The sequence below is a fragment of the Amycolatopsis lurida genome (assembly GCF_900105055.1).
Taxonomy (GTDB): domain Bacteria; phylum Actinomycetota; class Actinomycetes; order Mycobacteriales; family Pseudonocardiaceae; genus Amycolatopsis; species Amycolatopsis lurida.
The window spans coordinates 3,300,339-3,321,310 of sequence record NZ_FNTA01000004.1 but is presented as its reverse complement, the minus strand read 5'-3'; the positions used below and the strand labels follow the sequence as shown (position 1 = coordinate 3,321,310).

24 protein-coding genes are annotated in these 20,972 nt (G+C 66.8%); 20 read left to right on the top strand and 4 right to left on the bottom strand.

Going from position 1 to position 20,972, the window contains the following annotated elements; translation table 11 throughout:
* Positions 1-146: 146 nt before the first annotated feature.
* The 7 genes from BLW75_RS20595 to BLW75_RS20565 all read left to right on the top strand — a co-directional run bounded on the left by BLW75_RS20595 (position 147) and on the right by BLW75_RS20565 (position 8,088).
* Entirely contained in the window at positions 147-1,907 is a 1,761-nt protein-coding gene (locus BLW75_RS20595) for a hypothetical protein (RefSeq protein ID WP_241783201.1), read from the top strand.
* A gap of 865 nt (positions 1,908-2,772) precedes the next feature.
* Entirely contained in the window at positions 2,773-4,617 is a 1,845-nt protein-coding gene (locus BLW75_RS20590; RefSeq protein WP_241783203.1) for a selenium-binding family protein, read from the top strand.
* An 80-nt stretch (positions 4,618-4,697) separates the two neighbouring features.
* Positions 4,698-6,446, top strand: coding sequence for a hypothetical protein (locus BLW75_RS20585; RefSeq protein WP_034304219.1), 1,749 nt, complete (start codon positions 4,698-4,700; stop codon positions 6,444-6,446).
* A 37-nt stretch (positions 6,447-6,483) separates the two neighbouring features.
* On the top strand, positions 6,484-6,708 hold the full coding sequence (locus BLW75_RS20580) for a hypothetical protein (RefSeq protein ID WP_034304221.1): 225 nt from the start codon (positions 6,484-6,486) through the stop codon (positions 6,706-6,708).
* Between the two features lie 26 nt (positions 6,709-6,734).
* Positions 6,735-6,968 carry a hypothetical protein gene (locus BLW75_RS20575; protein ID WP_034304224.1) on the top strand — a complete coding sequence of 78 codons (234 nt, stop codon included), beginning with the start codon at positions 6,735-6,737 and terminating at the stop codon, positions 6,966-6,968.
* Between the two features lie 54 nt (positions 6,969-7,022).
* Positions 7,023-7,514: a hypothetical protein gene (locus tag BLW75_RS20570; protein ID WP_034304226.1), complete on the top strand. Its 492-nt coding sequence runs from the start codon at positions 7,023-7,025 to the stop codon at positions 7,512-7,514.
* Between the two features lie 73 nt (positions 7,515-7,587).
* A complete protein-coding gene (locus tag BLW75_RS20565) occupies positions 7,588-8,088 on the top strand; it encodes a GNAT family N-acetyltransferase (RefSeq protein WP_034304229.1) in 501 nt (166 codons plus the stop codon).
* A 4-nt stretch (positions 8,089-8,092) separates the two neighbouring features.
* On the opposite strand, the gene BLW75_RS20560 is transcribed toward BLW75_RS20565, so the two are convergent.
* The 4 genes from BLW75_RS20560 to BLW75_RS20545 all read right to left on the bottom strand — a co-directional run bounded on the left by BLW75_RS20560 (position 8,093) and on the right by BLW75_RS20545 (position 10,952).
* Positions 8,093-8,698: a hypothetical protein gene (locus tag BLW75_RS20560; RefSeq protein ID WP_034304231.1), complete on the bottom strand. Its 606-nt coding sequence runs from the start codon at positions 8,696-8,698 to the stop codon at positions 8,093-8,095.
* Between the two features lie 3 nt (positions 8,699-8,701).
* The gene (locus BLW75_RS20555; RefSeq protein WP_091597940.1) at positions 8,702-9,889 is read right to left on the bottom strand and encodes a hypothetical protein; all 1,188 of its coding nucleotides are present in this window, start codon (positions 9,887-9,889) and stop codon (positions 8,702-8,704) included.
* 15 nt (positions 9,890-9,904) lie between these two features.
* On the bottom strand, positions 9,905-10,264 hold the full coding sequence (locus BLW75_RS20550) for an ESX-1 secretion-associated protein (RefSeq protein WP_034304233.1): 360 nt from the start codon (positions 10,262-10,264) through the stop codon (positions 9,905-9,907).
* 127 nt (positions 10,265-10,391) lie between these two features.
* A complete protein-coding gene (locus BLW75_RS20545) occupies positions 10,392-10,952 on the bottom strand; it encodes a YbaB/EbfC family nucleoid-associated protein (protein WP_034304235.1) in 561 nt (186 codons plus the stop codon).
* Positions 10,953-11,278: 326 nt separating this feature from the next.
* On the opposite strand from BLW75_RS20545, the gene BLW75_RS20540 reads away from it, so the two are divergent.
* From BLW75_RS20540 to rpsC, 13 genes are all read left to right on the top strand, one after another.
* Positions 11,279-11,425, top strand: a complete 147-nt coding sequence (locus tag BLW75_RS20540) for a hypothetical protein (RefSeq protein ID WP_091597937.1) — start codon at positions 11,279-11,281, stop codon at positions 11,423-11,425.
* Between the two features lie 368 nt (positions 11,426-11,793).
* On the top strand, positions 11,794-12,168 hold the full coding sequence (gene rpsL / locus BLW75_RS20535; protein ID WP_003102113.1) for a 30S ribosomal protein S12: 375 nt from the start codon (positions 11,794-11,796) through the stop codon (positions 12,166-12,168).
* Positions 12,168-12,638 (top strand): 30S ribosomal protein S7, encoded by a 471-nt coding sequence (rpsG, locus tag BLW75_RS20530; protein ID WP_007031033.1) that lies wholly within the window; start codon positions 12,168-12,170, stop codon positions 12,636-12,638. The genes rpsL and rpsG overlap by 1 nt, the downstream gene beginning before the upstream one ends.
* Before the next feature lie 63 nt (positions 12,639-12,701).
* A complete protein-coding gene (fusA, locus tag BLW75_RS20525) occupies positions 12,702-14,801 on the top strand; it encodes an elongation factor G (RefSeq protein WP_034304237.1) in 2,100 nt (699 codons plus the stop codon).
* Positions 14,802-14,925: 124 nt separating this feature from the next.
* Positions 14,926-16,119, top strand: coding sequence for an elongation factor Tu (gene tuf / locus BLW75_RS20520; protein ID WP_034304241.1), 1,194 nt, complete (start codon positions 14,926-14,928; stop codon positions 16,117-16,119).
* Between the two features lie 410 nt (positions 16,120-16,529).
* Entirely contained in the window at positions 16,530-16,835 is a 306-nt protein-coding gene (gene rpsJ / locus BLW75_RS20515) for a 30S ribosomal protein S10 (protein ID WP_003102098.1), read from the top strand.
* Between the two features lie 34 nt (positions 16,836-16,869).
* On the top strand, positions 16,870-17,520 hold the full coding sequence (rplC, locus tag BLW75_RS20510) for a 50S ribosomal protein L3 (RefSeq protein WP_007031036.1): 651 nt from the start codon (positions 16,870-16,872) through the stop codon (positions 17,518-17,520).
* A 2-nt stretch (positions 17,521-17,522) separates the two neighbouring features.
* On the top strand, positions 17,523-18,209 hold the full coding sequence (rplD, locus tag BLW75_RS20505) for a 50S ribosomal protein L4 (RefSeq protein WP_034304244.1): 687 nt from the start codon (positions 17,523-17,525) through the stop codon (positions 18,207-18,209).
* Positions 18,206-18,517 (top strand): 50S ribosomal protein L23, encoded by a 312-nt coding sequence (rplW, locus tag BLW75_RS20500; RefSeq protein ID WP_005166778.1) that lies wholly within the window; start codon positions 18,206-18,208, stop codon positions 18,515-18,517. Before rplD ends, rplW begins: the two co-directional genes overlap by 4 nt.
* Before the next feature lie 16 nt (positions 18,518-18,533).
* Positions 18,534-19,367 carry a 50S ribosomal protein L2 gene (rplB, locus tag BLW75_RS20495; protein WP_005166779.1) on the top strand — a complete coding sequence of 278 codons (834 nt, stop codon included), beginning with the start codon at positions 18,534-18,536 and terminating at the stop codon, positions 19,365-19,367.
* Positions 19,368-19,385: 18 nt separating this feature from the next.
* On the top strand, positions 19,386-19,667 hold the full coding sequence (gene rpsS / locus BLW75_RS20490) for a 30S ribosomal protein S19 (protein ID WP_003102083.1): 282 nt from the start codon (positions 19,386-19,388) through the stop codon (positions 19,665-19,667).
* A gap of 29 nt (positions 19,668-19,696) precedes the next feature.
* A complete protein-coding gene (gene rplV / locus BLW75_RS20485) occupies positions 19,697-20,113 on the top strand; it encodes a 50S ribosomal protein L22 (protein ID WP_005166780.1) in 417 nt (138 codons plus the stop codon).
* Positions 20,113-20,970, top strand: a complete 858-nt coding sequence (rpsC, locus tag BLW75_RS20480; protein WP_034304251.1) for a 30S ribosomal protein S3 — start codon at positions 20,113-20,115, stop codon at positions 20,968-20,970. Before rplV ends, rpsC begins: the two co-directional genes overlap by 1 nt.
* Positions 20,971-20,972: the final 2 nt, after the last annotated feature.

The window sequence follows — 20,972 nt, the reverse complement described above, 5'->3', positions numbered from 1 at the left end:
GGCCCTTCCCGTTTCCCCGAATGTTCCAATTCGGCTCTCTTCACCCGAAACGGGTACGCACCCTCCTCAGCGCTCGCTAAATTGATCGGGTTCCACGCGGCTCGGGGGCTGTGCGCGTTCCATTGGGTTATCTGGGGAGACTCTGCGTGAACAAATCACCTGGGGCGAGATCCATCGCGCGTATCGCGGGGGTCTATCTCGCGACGATCGCCGCCGGCGCTGCGCTGACCGGCGTGTTCGCCGCGCCCGCCTTGGCGGATCCGGAGCCTTCGGCGCCGACCTCCAGCGCGCCGGCGACGTCCGAAACGCCGAGTAGCACTCCGGCCCCGACGCCCAGCGCGCCGCCAGTGGAGAATTCTTCACCCGCCGCGCCGAAGCCGGAGGCTGAGCGAGCGAGGGTCGAAGCTTCGGTCACCTTCGAAAAACCGTCGTACAAGGTCGGCGAAGACGTCCGTTTCACGTTCAAGATCAAGAACGTCGGCGGAACTCGCGCGGTCGGACTTCAGGTGAACCAATTCTTCAGCGAGCCGGGATCCTTGTCGATTCCTTACGAGCCGGGCTGGGGAGCGTGGGGACGTGCGCCGGGGGTGAGCCTCGAGCCCGACGAGACCAAAGAGGTGACCGTCACCGGCCAGATCGGGGACCTCGACAAGGACATCGCGGTCGTCCGGGGCTTTGTCTCCGACGAGACCGGGCTCAACGCCGGTGAGTTCAACGGCACTGTCCCCGTCACGAAGGTCACTGGCCGGGTGGCGGGTGTCGTGTTCGGCGACAAGAACGGCAACGGCAAGCTCGATGACGGCGAACAGCTGGCCGATATCCCGCTCACCTTGCGGTACTCCATCGGTTCCAAGGAGTACAAGGCCACGAGCGACGCCGACGGGAAGATCGATTTCGGGGACGTCCCGGCTGTCGAATATCTTCTCAGCGGCGGAGGCGACTCGATCAAGGGCTGGTTGTTCCCGCTCAAGGTCATTCGGGCCGGGGCGGACACCACGGATTTGCCCATTCGTGGGGTGCGGCCGTTGAACGACGCACTCAAAGCGTCGGTGTCCTTCACAAAGGACACTTACAAGCCCGGAGAGCTCGCCCATGTCACGGTGAAGCTGACGAACTACGGACGTCTCCCGCTCGTCGGCATCGTCGCCGGCTGCAATCGCGCAGGCGTGGACTTTGCCCTGAAGGGCGGTCCAGGTTGGGGAGAGCTCGAGTACTTCGCCGGGGCGACGATCGCTCCAGGCCAGACCCGGATCTTCGACGTGACCGAGAAGATCCCGGACGGCGCGCTGAACCATGGCCGGGTCTCGGTGTCGTGCGACTTCGGCTATACCGACGTCGGCATCGGCGGCAACCCGCACGCGTCCGACGAAGCAGCGGTGCCGGGTGGGATCGCCACCCTCGCGGGCCAGGTGATCCACACCGCCGATCCGGACAAACCGGCGAAGGGGCTCGCCGGGGTCAAGGTCGTACTCGCCTCCGACGGCGACTGCCCGACCATCGTCGAGACGGCGACCGACGCGGAGGGGCACTTCAAGATCGCCAACCTGGTGCCGGGGCCGAAGTACCGCCTCTTCTTCGCCCCACCGCAGGGCTGGCGGATCTTGTACGACAACCCGATCTCGATCTACGTCGTCGGTCCGGTGGACAATCCTGCCCGGCTTTACGTCGAAGCCGGACAGGGTGACGAACCGCCGCCCACCTTGCCCACCCGGCGTCCTGGCTGTGACGCGTCCGCAACCACCACGCCCGCCCCCGGCGCGCCCGGTAACCAGGCTTCCGGCGGCGGAACAGGTCTGGCCCGCACCGGCGCCGACGTCCTCGGCCTCGGGGCCCTCGCCCTGGCCACCCTGGTACTCGGCGCGGGTCTGGTCTTCACCTCGCGCCGCCGTCGCCACCAGGCCGACTGACCTGCGTTTAGCCCCCTGATCGCGATCTGTCACCTGCCCGCGCCCGATGCCACCGGACCGCGTTTAGCCTCCTAAACGCGATCCGGTGGCCTCTTGCGTTTAGCGGGCTAATCGCGATCTGCCCGCCCGCCGCCCGCCTCTTCGCTCGACCTGCGTTTAGCCCCCTAATCGCGATCCGGCGGAGGGGCCGCAGGTCAGCGGGTGTTCGGGAAGGGCGCCACCACGCCTCGGCGAGTGCGGGGGTCGGCTGCCTCGACTGGGCCCGTTCGCCTTGGCCTCTTCTCGCGACGAAGTCCCGGTATCGGATCGCTCGCGCCGCCTCGTAGGGCCCGGGACGCAGCAGAGTTCCCGGGAAAGCGTAACGAAACCATAACGGCCTCGGCTGGGTTGGATGTGGGTTACTGGTCCGTTGTGACGTGCGGTAGTGCGCCCAGGTGGCCTAATTCCCAATACTCGGAAAACCGCCACCCATACGGCTCAACGGCCTATCCGCATCGTGGGAAATTCACTCTGCCGTGGCATGTCTCATTCTTTGATCACGAGATTGACACTCCAACGGCTTCACACGAGTATTTCGCCCATGCAATCCCCAGTCGCCTTGGTGTGGCGCCGGCACGTTGACTTGCGGCAGCAAGCCAGCGCGCTGTGTATGTATTCCTGACCCTTTCCGGGCTTACTCGATCAGCGTATTCACAACGGCTGTGACATTTCCTCGTACGCTGACGCTTTCCACTGTGCCGCAACGGTTCCCAGGTGGAACCGGCGGCTGATTGCTTTCCCTTCGATCCGCGGTGGAGACGCCTGCACGAAAAGGGAGAGGTGTGCCAATTGTCTGGCGCTTCGCTAGCGAAAACAGGGAGAAAGAATGCTATCCAACTCGCCCAAGTGGCGAAAAGTGGTGATCGGCGCCTTGGCGGCGGCGCTCGCCGTGGGCACGGTGACCTACACCGGCTCCACGACGAGCGCCTACGCCGACGTCCAGGTCGTCAAGGACGCGAAGAAGGCGGCCGACGGCAAGGAGTACTGGGTTCAGAACCACCTGGTGTCCAAGGACGTCGCGGCATCCCGGAGCGCGGACGGCAAGCGCAAGAAGTGGCTGCTGGTCTGGGCCGGTGACGAGAACATCGCCGACACCCTGGTCAAGGACATCAAGAACCTTCCGGGTTCGCTCGGCGGCGGCCTGAACAAGATCAAGAACGCCTTGCCCGGTCCGGACTTCCTCGCCGTGATCGACGCGACGCAGGGTTCGCCGACGTACGGCAAGGTCGTCAACACCGCCACCGTCGGACCACTCGTCGAGAACGAGCCGCACCACATGCAATACGTGTGGCACAAGGGAGACACGATCTACGCCGGCGCGCTGTTCGCCGCCGCGACGTACGCCTTCGATGTCTCCGCGTTGCCGCAACTGAAGCTCAAGGGCGTCAGCCTCCCGACGCAGACCCTCGGCGGCTCCGTGCCGGACGCGTACTGGGTGCTCAAGGACGGCACCGCCTACGGCACCTACATGGGCGGCCCGGTCGTGCCCGGCCCGCACACCTACGCCAACGGTTCCACGGTCGTGGGCAACGGTTTCGCCGGCAGCCCCGGTGAGGTCGTCCGCTTCGACCAGAACGCGCAGGTGCTTTCCGAGTCCCCGGCGGCCACACCGCAGGGCGACAACAAGAAGCTGTGCGACAACCTTCCGCAGCTGGACAAGCCGACCTGCGCCAACCCGCACGGCATCCAGGCACGTGAGGATCTCGACACCCTGGTCACCAGCGACTACGCCGAGCCGCGCAACATCATCCTCGACCCGGTGAAGCAGCCGTCACCGTACCTGCGGCGCCCGACGGTCCGCACTTGGGACATCTCCGATCGCAACAAGCCGAAGCTCAAGGCGGTCTCGTACCTGCCGGACGGCCCTCGCGCCGATCCCGCGGACCCGCTGCACGCGGAAAGCCGCGCGGTCATGGAGACCACGGTGACCAACCTGCCCGGCCACAAGGGCGCGTTCGCCCAGACGATGCAGGGCGGAGCGGTGTTCTACACGCCGGACATCACCGCCAAGGAACCGCACTGGATCCAGGTGTTCGACGACGGTGCCGCCAACAAGGCGATCCATCCGAGCAACGACTCCAACGGCGGTGGCTCCAACGGTGGCTGGATCCAGACCAGCCCCGACGACAAGTACCTCTATCGCGCGATCACCGGCCGTTCCAAGGGCGCCCTCGGCCCGCACGACCCCGGCACCACCGGCGGCGTGTACGTCCTCGACATCCAGAAGCTGGTCGCCGCCGGCGACAAGGTCGAGAACATCAAGGGCCGGATCGACACGAAGGAGAAGTCCCAGCAGGGCGGTGGCGGCGACCTGCCGACCGTCGTCGGCGCGGCACCGATCAACCCGGGTACGCCCGGCGGCGGCCCGCACTGGGGCGCGTACGACAACTTCGTGCTCGGCGACGACGGCTACTACCACGAAACCGACAAGCCACAGCACCTCGCGGTGTCGAATTACTTCGTCGCACGGTCCGGTTTGGACGGTGACCACAAGGTCAACCTGCTGAATCTCGGCGAGGACGGAAAGGTCGCGGTCGACCAGAACTTCCGGGACGAGTTCACCGGACAGGTCGGGATCAACTTCAACCGGAAGACCTGGCCGCACGGGTCCTTCGGCAACGCCAAGCCGCACTCCGAACTGTTCGTCGTGGCGGACGCGGATCTCAAGTAACCCTGCTCGGCGCGGAAGGCCGTGGGTGGCGGGCGCGCCCCGTCACCCACGGCTCCGCCGATCTGTTCGGAGAAGGTCCCATGGATCACCACGTCATACCGGCTAGCTCGGGTTCGGCCGGAGCCGACATCGCCCTCGTCCTGCTTCGGCTCGGACTTCTGCTGGCAACCGCTTTCCTCGCGGGCACAGGGATCCTGCGCCCGCTGGTGGGTGAGCTGCCCCGACGGCTCCATCTCACGATCGCCGTACTCGGCGGGGTTTCCGCCACGCTGGCCGCGGTTTCCGCCTTCGCGACCGATGTCAACGTCATCGCGTTGATCGTGCATCTCGTGCTCGCGCTGGCTATTCCCGTCCTGATCCGCAGGCCGTCGGCAGGCCGCTGGGCCGCTCTCGCGCTCGCCGCGCTGGTGGTGCTCGAAACCTCGCTCGGGCGGACAGGTGTCGAATTCGCCATCGACACCGTCTACGTCGCGGCCGCGGCCTTGTGGTTCGGCGTCTCCGTTCTCTCTGTCTGGGTTCCCGCCGAGCGATGGCGCCAGACGAACTTCCGGCTCGGCCCGCTTTCCCTGACGCTGGGCGGGCTTCTCGTCGTCGCCGGCGCTGTCCAGCTGTTCACCTCGGGGCTCGGGTTCGACCGCCGGATCTACGGCACCCTCTTCGGCCTCACGTTGCTGGTGACCGCTGTGCTGCCGCTCGCCGCAGTTTTCTTCTTCTCCCGCAACGATTCCACGCGTGTCTACCGGTTCGGCGCGGTCGCCGTGGCCGTTGCCTTCATTGCGTGGAGCGCCCTCGCGGCCATTCCCAAACCACCCGAGCTTCCGGTTCCCGGTGTCGCGCTGCTCGCCGAGGCCTCCCTCGGTGAACAGCGATTGCCCGTACTGGTGAGTCCGCAGCGGCCTGGCAAGAACCTCGTCCATTTCCCCGCGAGCGCGGGAGAAGACCTGTCCGCCGGAATCGAAGGTGGCCTGATCGCCAAGGCCATCGTGCGCCCAGGCGCCGAGGGCACCTGGGCCGAGGTCGACCTGCCGAAGGGCCGCAGCGACCTCGTCATCGGCCGCGGCGAGGAAAAGACGAAGATCGAGGTCGACGCGGGGGACGAGCCGGGCCCCGCCATCGAGGACGCGGATGCACCCGAGTGTGCTTCGGCGGCGCTGGGCGGCCTTGTCGCCGACCGCCGCGAAGTCCTCACCTCATGCCCGGCGGACGCGCTTTCGAATGAGGACAGCGGTTCTCTCGTCAAGCTCGTCGAATTCCTCGCCGGGCGCAAGCCTTCCGCGCTCACGCTCGTCGAGGACACTTCTCGGCGCGGTGTGGCCGCCGCGAAGCTGGTCCGAGAGACCGCCGCGCGTTCCGGTCTGCCGGTGCAAACCGAGGCAGGGCCGAACACCGCGCTGGTCGTCGTGTCCGGCTGGGCCGGCGGCTACACGGCGATGACCCGCGCGGCCGAGTCCCAACGGCTCAAGCCGACCCATCAATACGGCCTGTACCTGGCGCCCTGGCTCCTGAACGGGCCGATCGTCAACTCCGTCGCGAGTTCTTCGGTGCCGCTGAGGTTCGACCCGCGCGAGCAGGTCGCCGTGAGTTTCGCGGTCGCCGCGGGCAACGCCTTCGGCGGCGAAAGCCCCACGCTCGGCGGGTTCCGGAGCTGGCTGGGCGACCAGTGGAGGTCGGTGAACGGCGACGTCCAGATCTTCGCCGCGGCGCAGGTCAATGCCATGCCGATGTACCCGGGCGAACCGCACGCCGTCGGGATGATCGCCGATCGGAACTACGCGGGGCAATGGATCCCCGACGGCACGATCGTGCCGGTCAGCTCGGTACTGCGGTGAACGATCCGATTTCACCGAAAGAAAAGGGAGAAGAGAAATGAAACGAATCGCGGCCCGTGTGCTGCTGCCGCTCGCCGTCGCGGGCGCGCTGTCCGGACTCGCCGGCGGGGTCGCCTCGGCAGACCCCCTGCCGACCGGTGGCGGCGATCCGGCGCTCTGGCTGATCCCCGGCGTCGACCTCGGCGGACTGCTCGGCCCGACCGTCCCCGTGCCCACCGACGTCCTCGCCCCGATCTACGGGATCATCACGCCGATTTCGTAAAACCGTTACCAGCAAAGGAGAATCTCATGAAGAAGACCTTCGTCCGCGCGGTCACCGGCGCGGCGCTCGCCGGTCTCGTCGTGCTCGGCTCGGCCGCTCCGGCGCTCGCCGCGCAGGACGCCCCGAACGATGTCGTGGTCGTCGACGAACCGGACACGAGCGACCTCCACAACATCTGGACGTTCGCGCCGCTCGGCGTCCCGGTGCTTGGCCTCATCCAGTCCCTCAACGGCGTCCCCGGCCGGCTGCTGCCGTCCTGACTTCCGCGGCGGCGCGGCTCTCGGGCCGCGCCGCCGCTTCGGCGAGGAGAACAGATGGCTGACAGACAACTGATCGGGCGTATCGCCATCGCGGGGATCGTGGTGGCCGCGCTCGCGACCTGTGTGGTGCTGCTCAACGGCGGTGAGGAGCCGCAGGCCGAGACCGTGGCCGTGGTCGGCGAGCCGGCCGAGGCCGCGCCGTCGCGGGGGCCGGATCGCACGATCACGCGGACGCTCAGCCAGGCGCAGCCGCAGCCGGTGTCGAACGATTGGCGGATCGCCTACGAGCTGGCCGGGACGGGGACCGCGACCGTGGTCTACGACTCGAACGGGCTGGGGCTCGTGCACCAGGAGCTGCAGGTGAGGCTGCCGTGGCGCAAAGAGCTCACGTGGAAGAACACCGGCACCCCGCCGACCGTCCAGCTGATGGGGCAGGGCGAGGGCGCCGTCGAATGCCGGGTGGCCGTGGGCGGCGCCGTCGTCACCTCGGAGAAGTCGGCCCCGGGCGAGGTCGCCACCTGCGCCGGCCGCCTCGCCCCCTCCTGACCTGCGTTTAGCCCCCTAATCGCGATCTGGCGGCAGGCGAAAACCGGTGGCCAGGGATGGGCAGAATGTAGCCATGACCTGGATCTTTGAAGTCACCCCCGTCGATCACCCGGACGCCGCCCAGCTGCTGCGCGAGTACTTGGACGAGATCGCGTCCCGCTACTACGAGCGCCAGGTCACCGAAGACGAGCTCGACGTCCTGCTCGAGGAGCAGCACAGCAGGGACATGGTCCCGCCGACCGGTGCCTTCCTTCTCGCGTGGCGCGACGGGGTGCTCGCGGGCTGTGCCGGGCTCCGGGTGATGACGCCCGAGATCACCGAACTCAAACGCGTCTTCCTGCGGAAGTCCGAACGCGGCAAGGGCGGCGCGGCGCTGCTCGTGGCCGCCGCCGAAGACGTCGCCCGCGGCCTCGGCGCCACGCTGATCCGCCTCGACACCCGCGACGACCTCGTCGAGGCGAGGGCCCTGTACGCGCGCCTCGGTTACGAGACGGTCGAGCCCTTCAACGACGACCCCTTCGCGCATCACTACTTCGCGAAGTCCCTGGCCCCGGCCGTGCCGGATCGCGTTTAGCCCGCTAAACGCGATTGAGGGGTACCTGGCCGGCGACGTCGGTCAGGTAGTCCAAGGTGCGCAGGAGCCTGGGCCCGCTCGGCAACGACTTCGGCACCACCGCCACCGTCCGGCCGGACGTGTGGAACTCGCGGCACCGGCCGACGTTCGCCAGCAGCCATTCGCGGACCTCGGGCCGCAGCACGAATCCGGGATTCGAGCAGTCCACTTCGGATCCGCTGATGGAGAGCGTGCAGTCGGGCATGGCCGTCCCCACCTCGACGTGCACGACCGTCCGCAGCGAACCGGACTCCCGGGTGCCGTCCTGACGGAACCCGGCACCCGGCTGGTGGTAGCGGTAGACGCCGAAGGGCACCCCGCGGTGCGTGCCCACCACGGCCTGGTCGATCGACTCGCCGGTCCGCCGCAAGGGGGCGGGCGCCCGACCCGTTGCGGCCTGCTCGTGCCGCCCGCCCGAGGACCCGAGACGGGCGCCGCTGAAGAAGTCCCAGCCCCGTTCCTTGGCCAGCTTGGCCAGCCCGCGTTTCTTCGCCGCCCCGGCGGCGATCCACCAAGCGGCCAGCACGAGAGGCAGCGCCACCGCGACGATGGCGACGATCCACCCGGTCACAGCTCAGAAGTCCAGGTTGTCGCTGGTCTCCTCGGTCGTCTGCTCGTCATCACCCACGGAACCGTACTCGCCGGCCTTGATCCCGCCCGACGTGTACGTGCCGACCTTGCCGGTGACGCCGGCCGCGACTTCGCCCTTCTCCCTGCCCGTCTCGGGCGTCTTCCAGCTGCCGTCCGGGTTTGTGGCTTTGCCGAGCCCAACGGTGTTCAACGCGGCCTTCTTCGTGGCCGACGTCATCCGCTCGCCGAACCCGTCCGCGAGCCTGCCGCCCATGGCGCCGTCCTTCGAAGCGAACTTGCCCCACGCGGACGCGCCCGGCCCCGCCGCCAGCTGCCCGGCGGCCTTGTTGTGGGCCATCAGGTCCTTGTAGTTGCCCTTCCACTTGCCGAAGAACTCCTTGAGCTTGCCGAGGAACTGCTTGATCTTGTCGAGCAGCTGGCGAAGCTTGTTCAGGAACTTCTGCACCTTCGACGTCGTGGAGACCGCGCGGGTGGCCGTCAGCCCGCCCGCCGTCGCCGTCGAGCCGCCGCAGGTCGGGACGGCCGCGGCCAGCGCGGGGATCCAGATCATGATCAGCCAGGTGATGAACTCGGTGAGGATCGCCTTGATGAACTCCTCGATCACCGTCATCACCATGCTGGAGATCTGCAGCAGTTGCGCGATGTCCCCGGCCTGTGCCGCGATCCCGTCGATGCCCTGCCCGAACTTCGCCAGTTTCTCGCCGGCCGCGTTCGCCGCGTCACCGTCCCATTGGGACAGTGACCGCACCGCGTTGTCGCTGAATTCCTTGCTGTACTTCTGCAGCCAGACACCGATGTTGTTGAAGTTGCTCGCCGCGTTCGACAACGCCGGACCGTCGCCGCTGACCATGTGGATGGCGTCCTGGATCGGCTGGCACACGTTCATCAGGAAGTTGAGCCCCTGGCCGACCAGCCAGCCGATCGGATCGCTCGCGATGTCCGCGACGCCGGCGCAGGAACTGATGAAACCGGCCCCGCTCGCGGCGATGGTGCCGATGTCGCTCGCCTGAAAGCCGTCCGCGGTCGCGCTCTTGACCGTGTTGAAGGTGCTGACCCCGCTGCCGAGCGGACCGGGCAATGACGTCAGCATCTTGTCCGTGCGGATGACGTCCGGGTTGTAGTCGTTGATCTTGATGCCGGTGTGCTCGCCGGTGATCTTCTGGTCGGCCACGATCGTGCCCCCTTTTTACTTGGCCGGTCCGATTTTCGGTGTCCGCGATTGCGCGGGCTGCTCGAGCATCTTGAGGATCTCGTTGAGCGACTTGACGTTGTCCTCTTCGTTGCGCTCGTAGATGGTGGCCGCGCTGCCGAGCTTCTCCGACGCCGCGGTCAGCCCCGCCGACATCTCGATCAGCAGATCCTGCAGGTCGGTGAGCATCCCCGTGTATTCGTTCTTCACGAACAGGCCGACCACGCCCCAGGATTCGTCACCGACGTCGGACTGCTGCACCAGCCGCCCCACCTCGGCCGGGACCCGGACGTCCTGCGCGAGCTTGCCCGAGTAAGTGCGCAGAGCGTTGATGACCACCGCGTGTCCCTCGCCCATCAGTGACCCTCCTCAAGCACCTTTCCGGTGCGGATCGTCGTGATCGGCCCCTTGGACCCGGAGGCGCCGTGCCCGGTTCCCCGGACCTTCAAATCGCGTTCAGCCCGCTAAAGGCGATCGGCGCCGGTCAGCGGTCGTCTTCGTCGAACAGGTTCTTCAGGAAACGGTCGCCGTCGGAGGCGGCGGCCGGCGGCGGGGTGGGCTGCTGCGGTTCCGCTTCGGACCGCAGGACCGAGCGCTCGGAGTAGTCGTCGGGCTGCTCGGCCCGTTCCCGCGCGGGCGCGTCCTCCATCTGCGCCTTCAGGTCCTCGACCGTGGTCCCGAACAGCTCCGCCTGGGTCTCCAGCACCTGGTCGACGAGGTGGAGGTCGTCGCCCATGTGCTCTTCGACGATGGTGGCCTGCTTACGGGCCGATTCGGCCACGGCCTGCTGGATGGTCGACATCAGCGCGGCCGAGAGGCCCTCGGGGCGCTGGCGCAGGGCCTCCTCGGTGAACCGGACGTCCATGATGGCGCCGCCGGGGCCCGCCACCACGGTCACCGAACGGTCGGGCGAGGTCGCCGTCGCCTCGAGCCTGCTCAGCTCGTCTTGCATCCCGCCGATGTTCGCCAAGCGATCGTCGACGTTCTGGAGCTTGGACTGGAACTTGTCGAATTCCGCGACCAGCTGTTCGAACTCGGCCGACATGGAACCTCCCGTGCCTTACGTGTGATCGGTGTCATCGTGACCTATTCACGGGTTCGACGCGACGTCATCAGTCCTGGATCCACCCCGGCTCACTCATTGGGAAGAGAGCATCCTCCAGGCTTCTCCGCCGCAGCCCAGACCGCGTTTAGCCCGCTAAACGCGGTCTGGGGCGGGCGTCCCAATGCTCAGGTCGACTGTCCTGAAAAGGGCTCGGAAGGCCTCGTGGTGCCAGTGTCCATTCCGGATCCATCCGGCTCCCCCGAGAGGGGAATAGGTAGCGTGGTCCGCCGAGCAGGGCGGTATCAGTACGAACGAGGGGAGGCGTCGTGGACGCCGAGCAGAAGGAAAGCAGCGAAGAACCCCGGCGGGGGAGTCACGCGGCGCCGGAGGGGGCACCCGTGCATCCGTTGATCGACCTCTCCCGGGACCCGCATCCGGGCCGAGCGGACCACGCCAAGCCCGACGAGGAATGAGGCCTCTGCCGGGAAGTGCGACGCCAAGCCCGGCGAGTGGAATGAAACCGGCCGAAACGCCGTTCCATCAGGGTCGCCGCGGCGTGGCGCCCGGCACGATATAGTTATCGACCCCCCGATTTGGCCGGTCCGGAAGTGGCCGGGTATCTTTGGAGACCGTGCCCGGCAGGCGTCGGGCCGTCCCGTGTGCCGTGCGGCATGGACGGGGTGCTCAGGCATCCGGTCCGAAGGCTTCGCCCACGCGGGATCCGACGGAAAATCCCTACGGGAAGTTACCGGTCGCAAGACCGTGACGCGGGCCGACACGCCCGACCGCGGGGGCCGGAGACAACACGTAGTAGCAAGATCGCGAACAGAAAGCTGGTCCATTGCCCACGATCCAGCAGCTGGTCCGTAAGGGCCGCCAGGACAAGGCTGCCAAGCAGAAGACCGCGGCCCTCAAGGGGAGCCCGCAGCGGCGTGGCGTGTGCACTCGCGTGTACACCACAACCCCCAAGAAGCCGAACTCGGCGCTTCGCAAGGTCGCTCGTGTGAAGCTGACCAGCGGCATCGAGGTCACCGCCTACATTCCCGGTGAAGGCCACAACCTGCAGGAGCACTCGATGGTGCTCGTGCGCGGTGGTCGTGTGAAGGACCTGCCGGGTGTCCGTTACAAGATCATCCGCGGTTCCCTCGACACCCAGGGTGTCAAGAACCGTAAGCAGGCGCGCAGCCGGTATGGCGCGAAGAAGGAGAAGAGCTAATGCCCCGCAAGGGTCCGGCCCCGAAGCGGCCGCTGATCTCTGACCCCGTCTACGCATCCCCGCTGGTCACCCAGCTGGTGAACAAGGTGCTGAAGGACGGCAAGCGGTCCCTGGCCGAGCGCATCGTCTACGGCGCCCTCGAAGGCGCTCGCGAGAAGACCGGCACCGACCCGGTCGTCACGCTGAAGCGCGCCCTCGACAACGTGAAGCCCACCATCGAGGTGAAGAGCCGCCGCGTCGGTGGTGCCACCTACCAGGTGCCGATCGAGGTCAAGCCGGGACGCTCCACCACGCTCGCGCTTCGCTGGCTGGTCTCCTTCTCGCAGGCTCGTCGCGAGAAGACCATGATCGAGCGTCTGCAGAACGAGCTCCTCGACGCGAGCAACGGCCTCGGCGCCAGCGTGAAGCGGCGCGAGGACACGCACAAGATGGCCGAGTCCAACAAGGCCTTCGCGCACTACCGCTGGTGATGTCCGCCCGGCTGCCGATCAAAGCCTTGCCGGGCCCCAATTTTGAGACAGGGGAACACTCTCGTGGCACGTGAAGTGCTGACCGACCTGAACAAGGTCCGCAACATCGGCATCATGGCCCACATCGACGCCGGTAAGACCACCACCACCGAGCGGATCCTGTTCTACACCGGGGTCAACTACAAGATCGGTGAAGTCCACGATGGCGCCGCCACCATGGACTGGATGGAGGAGGAGCAGAAGCGGGGTATCACCATCACCTCGGCTGCCACCACCACTTTCTGGGCCGATCACCAGATCAACATCATCGACACCCCGGGCCACGTCGACTTCACCGTCGAGGTGGAGCGTTCGCTCCGCGTGCTCGATGGTGCCGTCGCCGTCTTCGACGGCAAAGAGGGTGTCGAGCCGCAGTCCGAGCAGGTCTGGCGTCAGGCGGACAAGTACGAGGTTCCTCGTATCTGCTTCGTCAACAAGATGGACAAGCTCGGCGCGGACTTCTACTTCACCGTCCGCACCATCGAGGAGCGCCTCGGCGCCCGCCCGCTGGTCATCCAGCTGCCGATCGGCGCCGAGAACGAGTTCGAAGGCGTCGTCGACCTGGTCCGCATGAAGGCGCTGACCTGGCGCGGCGAGGTCCAGAAGGGCGAGGACTACGCCGTCGAGGAGATCCCGGCCGAGCTCGCCGACAAGGCGGCCGAGTACCGGGAGAAGCTGGTCGAGGCCATCGCCGAGACCGACGACTCCCTGATGGAGAAGTTCCTCGAGGGTGAGGAGCTGACCGAGGCCGAGATCAAGGCCGGCATCCGGAAGCTCACCGTGAACCGCGAGGCGTACCCGGTGCTCACCGGTTCCGCGTTCAAGAACAAGGGCGTTCAGCCCATGCTCGACGCGGTCATCGACTACCTTCCGTCGCCGCTGGACGTCCCGGCCGTCGAGGGCACGCTGCCCGACGGTGAGACCGTCGTGTCGCGCAAGCCGTCGACCGAGGAGCCCTTCTCCGCTCTGGCGTTCAAGATCGCCGCGCACCCGTTCTTCGGCAAGCTGACCTACATCCGGGTGTACTCGGGCAAGGTCGCCTCCGGCGCGCAGCTGATCAACGCCACCAAGGAGCGCAAGGAGCGCATCGGGAAGCTCTTCCAGATGCACTCCAACAAGGAGAACCCGGTGGACGAGGCCCAGGCGGGCCACATCTACGCGGTCATCGGCCTGAAGGACACCACCACCGGTGACACCCTCGCCGACCCGCAGAACCCGGTCGTCCTCGAGTCGATGACGTTCCCGGCGCCGGTCATCCGCGTCGCGATCGAGCCGAAGACCAAGGCCGACCAGGAGAAGCTGTCCCTGGCGATCCAGAAGCTGGCCGAAGAGGACCCGACGTTCCAGGTCAACCTGGACGAGGACACCGGTCAGACGATCATCGCGGGTATGGGCGAGCTGCACCTCGAGGTGCTGGTCAACCGCATGAAGTCCGACTACAAGGTCGAGGCGAACATCGGTAAGCCGCAGGTCGCCTACCGCGAGACGGTGCGCAAGACGGTCGAGAAGCTCGACTACGTGCACAAGAAGCAGACCGGTGGTTCCGGTCAGTTCGCGAAGGTCATCGTCAAGCTCGAGCCGCTCGAGTCCACCGACGGTGCCCTCTACGAGTTCGACAACAAGGTCACCGGTGGCCGCGTGCCGCGGGAGTACATCCCGTCGGTCGACGCGGGCGCACAGGACGCCATGCAGTACGGCGTGCTGGCCGGCTACCCGCTCGTCGGGTTGAAGTTCACCTTGTTGGACGGCGCGTACCACGAGGTCGACTCTTCGGAAATGGCCTTCAAGATCGCCGGCTCCATGGCGATGAAGGAAGCCGCGAAGAAGGCCGGTCCGGTCATCCTCGAGCCGCTGATGGCCGTCGAGGTCACCACGCCCGAGGACTACATGGGCGATGTGATCGGCGATCTCAACTCCCGCCGTGGCCAGATCCAGGCCATGGAGGAGCGCGCCGGTACCCGTGTCGTCAAGGCACTGGTCCCGCTGTCGGAGATGTTCGGTTACGTCGGCGACCTGCGTTCGCGTACGCAGGGACGTGCCAACTACTCCATGGTGTTCGACTCCTACGCCGAGGTTCCCGCGAACGTCGCGAAGGAAATCATCGCGAAGGCGACGGGGGAGTAGTTCCCGTCCGCTCGCGGGCATAAGGAACACTCCTGAACGTCCGCAGCATCCGTCAAGAAACGAATCCCCGTCCGACAGCCACGTTGGCCGGTGAGTAAGCAAAACAGTCCAGGAGGACATTCCAGTGGCGAAGGCGAAATTCGAGCGGACCAAGCCGCACGTCAACATCGGGACCATCGGTCACGTCGACCACGGTAAGACCACTCTGACCGCGGCGATCACCAAGGTTCTGCACGACAAGTACCCCGAGCTGAACACGGCGTCGGCGTTCGACCAGATCGACAACGCGCCGGAAGAGAAGCAGCGCGGTATCACGATCAACATCTCGCACGTCGAGTACCAGACCGAGAAGCGTCACTACGCCCACGTGGACGCCCCCGGTCACGCGGACTACATCAAGAACATGATCACCGGTGCGGCGCAGATGGACGGCGCGATCCTCGTGGTCGCGGCGACCGACGGCCCGATGCCGCAGACCCGTGAGCACGTGCTGCTCGCGAAGCAGGTCGGCGTGCCCTACATCGTGGTCGCGCTGAACAAGGCCGACATGGTCGACGACGAGGAGATCCTGGAGCTCGTCGAGCTCGAGGTCCGCGAGCTGCTGTCTTCCCAGGACTTCCCTGGTGACGACGCTCCGGTCGTCAAGGTCTCCGGCCTGAAGGCCCTCGAGGGCGACGCCAAGTGGGGCGAGAGCGTTCTCGAGCTCATGGCGGCCGTCGACGAGAACGTGCCGGACCCGGTGCGTGAGCTCGACAAGCCGTTCCTGATGCCGATCGAAGACGTCTTCACGATCACCGGCCGTGGCACGGTCGTGACCGGCCGTATCGAGCGTGGCCGCGTCAACGTGAACGAAGAGGTCGAGATCGTCGGCATCAAGGAGAAGTCGACCAAGACCACCGTCACCGGTGTCGAGATGTTCCGCAAGCTGCTGGACACCGGCGAGGCCGGCGACAACGTCGGTCTGCTGGTCCGCGGTATCAAGCGCGAGGACGTCGAGCGCGGCCAGGTCGTCGTGAAGCCGGGCACCACCACCCCGCACACGGAGTTCGAGGGCTCGGTCTACATCCTGTCGAAGGACGAGGGTGGCCGTCACACCCCGTTCTTCAACAACTACCGGCCGCAGTTCTACTTCCGTACCACGGACGTGACCGGCGTCGTCACCCTCAAGGAGGGTGTCGAGATGGTCATGCCGGGCGACAACACGGACATCAGCGTCGTGCTGATCCAGCCGGTCGCCATGGACGAGGGCCTGCGTTTCGCCATCCGTGAGGGTGGACGGACCGTCGGCGCCGGCCAGGTCACCAAGATCATCAAGTGATTTAACGCCGACCCGGGGGTCTGATACACCCCCGGGTTCAAGGCGTCAAATCACGTGTGCGACACTATTCAGGTTGCTCGTCCTGGGGCGGCCGAACTCGTTCTTCTTCGGAAGGCAGGTTCCGGCCGCCCTGGTATGAGCGGCCACGGTCCGCGGAGCACTTCCTTCGGGTGAGGCTAGCGGGCAAGGGCGTTTGAGACGGCGATCCAAGCTTTTCCGCCGGCTCGATGCCTCCTCACGTTGAGGAAGACCAGGCAAGACGAAGATCCCGCGGGATCCGTCTGTGCGTCGGGCTCGACACGCCCGACCGCGTGGACCGGGGACAGGGCCGTTGAACTGGGAAAACCTCAGTCAGACTGAGGTTTGAAAAGACAAAAGCGGCACGAGACGACAAGGAACGAGCAGCCACCATGGCGGGACAGAAGATCCGCATCCGGCTCAAGGCCTACGACCACGAGGCGATCGACACCTCGGCGCGCAAGATCGTCGAGACGGTCACGCGCACCGGCGCCCGTGTTGTCGGGCCGGTGCCGCTGCCCACCGAGAAGAACGTTTACTGCGTCATCCGCTCGCCGCACAAGTACAAGGACTCGCGCGAGCACTTCGAGATGCGCACGCACAAGCGTCTGATCGACATCCTCGACCCGACGCCGAAGACGGTCGACGCGCTCATGCGCATCGACCTGCCGGCGAGCGTCGACGTCAACATCCAGTAGCAGCGGCTGGCGAGCGGCGGAGAGTAAGAGACTCATGTCTGACAGGCAAGTGAAGGGCATCCTGGGCACCAAGCTCGGCATGACCCAGGTCTTCGACGAGAACAACCGGGTCGTCCCGGTGACCGTCGTCCAGGCCGGGCCGAACGTGGTCACCCAGGTTCGGACCCAGGAGAACGACGGCTACAAGGCCGTGCAGCTGGCTTTCGGCGCGGTCGACCCGCGCCGGGTGAACAAGCCGCGCACCGGCCACTTCGACAAGGCGAGCGTGACCCCGCGTCGTTACCTTGCGGAGCTGCGTACCACCGACGCCGAGACCTACGAGGTCGGCCAGGAGATCACCGCCGAGGTGTTCGAGGCCGGTATCGAGGTCGACGTGACCGGTACCAGCAAGGGCAAGGGCTACGCCGGTGTCATGAAGCGTCACGGCTTCAAGGGCCAGGGCGCGAGCCACGGTGCCCAGGCCGTGCACCGCAAGCCCGGCTCGATCGGTGGCTGCGCCACCCCGGGCCGCGTCTTCAAGGGCCTGCGCATGGCGGGCCGGATGGGCAACGACCGGGTCACCACGCAGAACCTGACCGTGCACGCGGTGCGTGCCGAGGACGGCCTGCTGCTGATCAAGGGCGCCGTGCCCGGTCCCAAGGGCGGCCTGCTGTTCGTTCGCAGCGCCGCGAAGGGTGGTAACTGAACATGACCAGCGTCGAGCTGAAGACCCCGGCCGGTAAAGCCGACGGCACGGTCGAGCTCCCCTCGGAGATCTTCGACGTGCAGGCCAACGTGCCCCTCATGCACCAGGTCGTGGTGGGCCAGCTGGCCGCCGCTCGCCAGGGCACGCATGACACCAAGACCCGCGGTGAAGTCCGCGGTGGTGGCAAGAAGCCGTACCGCCAGAAGGGCACCGGCCGCGCCCGCCAGGGTTCGACCCGTGCGCCGCAGTTCACCGGTGGTGGCGTCGTCCACGGCCCCACGCCGCGTGACTACACCCAGCGCACCCCGAAGAAGATGAAGGCCGCCGCCCTGCGTGGCGCCCTCTCCGACCGGGCCCGCGCCGGGCAGCTGCACGTCGTCACCGAACTGGTGACCGGCGAGAAGCCGTCCACCAAGTCCGCCAAGGCCGCCATCGCCGCGGTGACCCAGGCCAAGCGCGTTCTCGTGGTGCTGCACCGCGACGACGAGCTGAGCTGGAACTCGCTGCGGAACCTGGCCGAGGTCCACATCATCACGCCCGACCAGCTCAACACCTACGACGTGTTGGTCAACGACGACGTGGTGTTCACCAAGGCCGCTTACGACGTGTTCGTCGCCGGCCCCGTCCGGGGCAAGGGCGCGAAGGCTTCGGCTCGGTCGAGCGAGGTTGAAGGGAGTGACGAGCAGTGAGTGCGATCGCCATCCCCGATCCCCGCGACATCTTGCTCGCGCCGGTGATCTCCGAGAAGTCCTACGGGCTGCTCGAGGACCACAAGTACACGTTCATCGTCCGCCCGGACGCCAACAAGACCCAGATCAAGATCGCGGTCGAGAAGGTGTTCGGCGTCAAGGTGGTCAGCGTCAACACGGCCAACCGCCAGGGCAAGCGTAAGCGGACTCGCGCCGGCTTCGGCAAGCGCAAGGACACCAAGCGCGCCATCGTGACTCTTTCGGCTGAGAGCAAGCCGATCGAGATCTTCGGCGGACCCACCGCGTAAAGGACTGAGCTGACACATGGGCATCCGCAAGTACAAGCCGACGACCCCGGGTCGTCGCGGTTCCAGCGTCTCCGACTTCGCCGAGATCACTCGGTCCACCCCGGAGAAGTCGCTGCTGCGTCCGCTGAGCAAGTCCGGCGGCCGTAACTCCAGCGGCAAGATCACCACCCGCCACAAGGGCGGTGGCCACAAGCGTGCGTACCGGCTGATCGACTTCCGCCGGAACGACAAGGACGGCGTTCCCGCCAAGGTCGCGCACATCGAGTACGACCCCAACCGGTCCGCTCGTATCGCGCTCCTGCACTACGCCGACGGCGAGAAGCGCTACATCATCGCCCCGGAGAAGCTCAAGCAGGGTGACACGGTGGAGAACGGCCCCCGGGCCGACATCAAGCCGGGTAACAACCTGCCGCTGCGCAACATCCCGGTCGGCACCGTGATCCACGCGATCGAGCTCCGCCCCGGTGGCGGCGCGAAGATGGCGCGGTCCGCCGGTGCCAAGGTGCAGCTGGTGGCGAAGGACGGGCCGTACGCCCAGCTTCGTCTCCCGTCGGGCGAGATCCGCAACGTCGACGTGCGCAACCGCGCCACCATCGGCGAGGTCGGCAACTCCGAGCACTCCAACATCAACTGGGGCAAGGCGGGCCGTAACCGCTGGCGCGGCAAGCGCCCCACCGTCCGTGGTGTCGTCATGAACCCGGTCGACCACCCGCACGGTGGTGGTGAGGGTAAGACCTCCGGTGGTCGCCACCCGGTGAACCCGAACGGAAAGCCCGAAGGCCGCACCCGCCGCCGCAAGGCCTCCGACGCCATGATCGTCCGCCGCCGGCGTACCGGCAAGAAGCGCTGAGCAGGGAGGTAGAAGAACATGCCACGTAGCCTCAAAAAGGGCCCCTTCGTGGACGACCACCTGCTCAAGAAGGTGGACGCTCTCAACGAGTCGGGCAAGAAGACCGTGATCAAGACGTGGTCGCGTCGTTCCACGATCATCCCGGATTTCCTGGGTCACACGATCGCGGTGCACGACGGCCGCAAGCACGTCCCGGTGTTCGTCACCGAGGCGATGGTGGGTCACAAGTTGGGCGAGTTCGCTCCGACTAGGACCTTCAAGGGCCACATCAAGGACGACCGCAAGTCGCGCCGCCGCTGAGCGGGCACGAGAGAACAAGGAAGCTAGCGATGAACGCCCAGAACGACGTGGCCGAGGCTCTGCCGACGGCTTACGCGCGGGCTCGCTTCGTCCGGGACTCGCCTACCAAGGTGCGCCGGGTGATCGAGCTGATCAAGGGACGTAGCGCCGCCGACGCCTTGGCCGTGCTCCAGTTCGCCCCGCAGGCGGCAAGCGAGCCGGTCGCGAAGGTGCTCGCCAGCGCCGTGGCCAACGCCGAAAACAACCTCGATCTCGACCCGGACACCCTCTGGGTCAAGAACGCCTACGCCGACGAGGGCCCGACCCTCAAGCGCATCCGTCCGCGGGCCCAGGGCCGCGCGTACCGGATCCGCAAGCGGACCAGCCACATCACCGTCGAGGTGGAGTCGCGTCCGAAGGCCGAGGCCAAGAAGGCACAGGGCAAGAAGAAGGCAGGTGGCCGGTAGTGGGCCAGAAGATCAACCCGCACGGCTTCCGCCTGGGTATCACCACGGACTGGAAGTCGCGTTGGTACGCCGACAAGCAGTACGCGGAGTACGTGGCCGAGGACGTCAAGATCCGGAAGCTGCTGTCCACGGGCATGGAGCGCGCCGGGATCTCCAAGGTCGAGATCGAGCGCACCCGTGACCGGGTCCGCGTCGACATCCACACCGCCCGGCCGGGCATCGTCATCGGCCGTCGCGGCGCGGAGGCCGACCGCATCCGCGGCGCGCTGGAGAAGCTGACCGCCAAGCAGGTCCAGCTGAACATCCTCGAGGTGAAGAACCCCGAGGCCGACGCCCAGCTCGTCGCTCAGGGTGTCGCGGAGCAGCTGAGCAACCGTGTGGCGTTCCGCCGCGCGATGCGCAAGGCGATCCAGACCTCCATGCGTTCGCCGCAGGTCAAGGGCATCCGCGTGCAGTGCGGCGGTCGTCTCGGCGGTGCCGAGATGTCCCGCTCCGAGCACTACCGCGATGGCCGCGTCCCGCTGCACACGCTGCGTGCCGACATCGACTACGGCTTCTTCGAGGCCAAGACGACGTTCGGTCGCATCGGCGTGAAGGTGTGGATCTACAAGGGCGAGCTCGTGGGTGGCCTCAAGGCCAAGGAGGCGCGTGACGCCGCCGCGGCCGCCGAGCGCGCCCCGCGCCGTGACCGTGGTGACCGTCCGTCCCGACCGCGCCGTTCCGGCTCGTCGGGCACGACGCCGACCTCGACCGAAGCCGGCCGGGCGGCCGCCGCCGCCAAGAGCGACGACGCCCCCAAGAGTGGCACCGCCACCGAGGCCCCGGCTGCTGAGACTGCAGAAAAGACGGAGGGCTGACA

What these genes read in the sequence shown, in the direction of transcription:
- BLW75_RS20590 (WP_241783203.1), top strand. Translation starts at nt 2,773, where the DNA reads ATGCTATCCAACTCGCCCAAGTGGCGAAAAGTGGTGATCGGCGCCTTG.
- BLW75_RS20585 (WP_034304219.1), top strand. Translation starts at nt 4,698, where the DNA reads ATGGATCACCACGTCATACCGGCTAGCTCGGGTTCGGCCGGAGCCGAC.
- BLW75_RS20580 (WP_034304221.1), top strand. Translation starts at nt 6,484, where the DNA reads ATGAAACGAATCGCGGCCCGTGTGCTGCTGCCGCTCGCCGTCGCGGGC.
- BLW75_RS20575 (WP_034304224.1), top strand. Translation starts at nt 6,735, where the DNA reads ATGAAGAAGACCTTCGTCCGCGCGGTCACCGGCGCGGCGCTCGCCGGT.
- BLW75_RS20570 (WP_034304226.1), top strand. Translation starts at nt 7,023, where the DNA reads ATGGCTGACAGACAACTGATCGGGCGTATCGCCATCGCGGGGATCGTG.
- BLW75_RS20565 (WP_034304229.1), top strand. Translation starts at nt 7,588, where the DNA reads ATGACCTGGATCTTTGAAGTCACCCCCGTCGATCACCCGGACGCCGCC.
- BLW75_RS20550 (WP_034304233.1), bottom strand. Translation starts at nt 10,264, where the DNA reads ATGGGCGAGGGACACGCGGTGGTCATCAACGCTCTGCGCACTTACTCG.
- BLW75_RS20545 (WP_034304235.1), bottom strand. Translation starts at nt 10,952, where the DNA reads ATGTCGGCCGAGTTCGAACAGCTGGTCGCGGAATTCGACAAGTTCCAG.
- rpsG (WP_007031033.1), top strand. Translation starts at nt 12,168, where the DNA reads ATGCCCCGCAAGGGTCCGGCCCCGAAGCGGCCGCTGATCTCTGACCCC.
- rpsJ (WP_003102098.1), top strand. Translation starts at nt 16,530, where the DNA reads ATGGCGGGACAGAAGATCCGCATCCGGCTCAAGGCCTACGACCACGAG.
- rplC (WP_007031036.1), top strand. Translation starts at nt 16,870, where the DNA reads ATGTCTGACAGGCAAGTGAAGGGCATCCTGGGCACCAAGCTCGGCATG.
- rplD (WP_034304244.1), top strand. Translation starts at nt 17,523, where the DNA reads ATGACCAGCGTCGAGCTGAAGACCCCGGCCGGTAAAGCCGACGGCACG.
- rplB (WP_005166779.1), top strand. Translation starts at nt 18,534, where the DNA reads ATGGGCATCCGCAAGTACAAGCCGACGACCCCGGGTCGTCGCGGTTCC.
- rpsS (WP_003102083.1), top strand. Translation starts at nt 19,386, where the DNA reads ATGCCACGTAGCCTCAAAAAGGGCCCCTTCGTGGACGACCACCTGCTC.
- rplV (WP_005166780.1), top strand. Translation starts at nt 19,697, where the DNA reads ATGAACGCCCAGAACGACGTGGCCGAGGCTCTGCCGACGGCTTACGCG.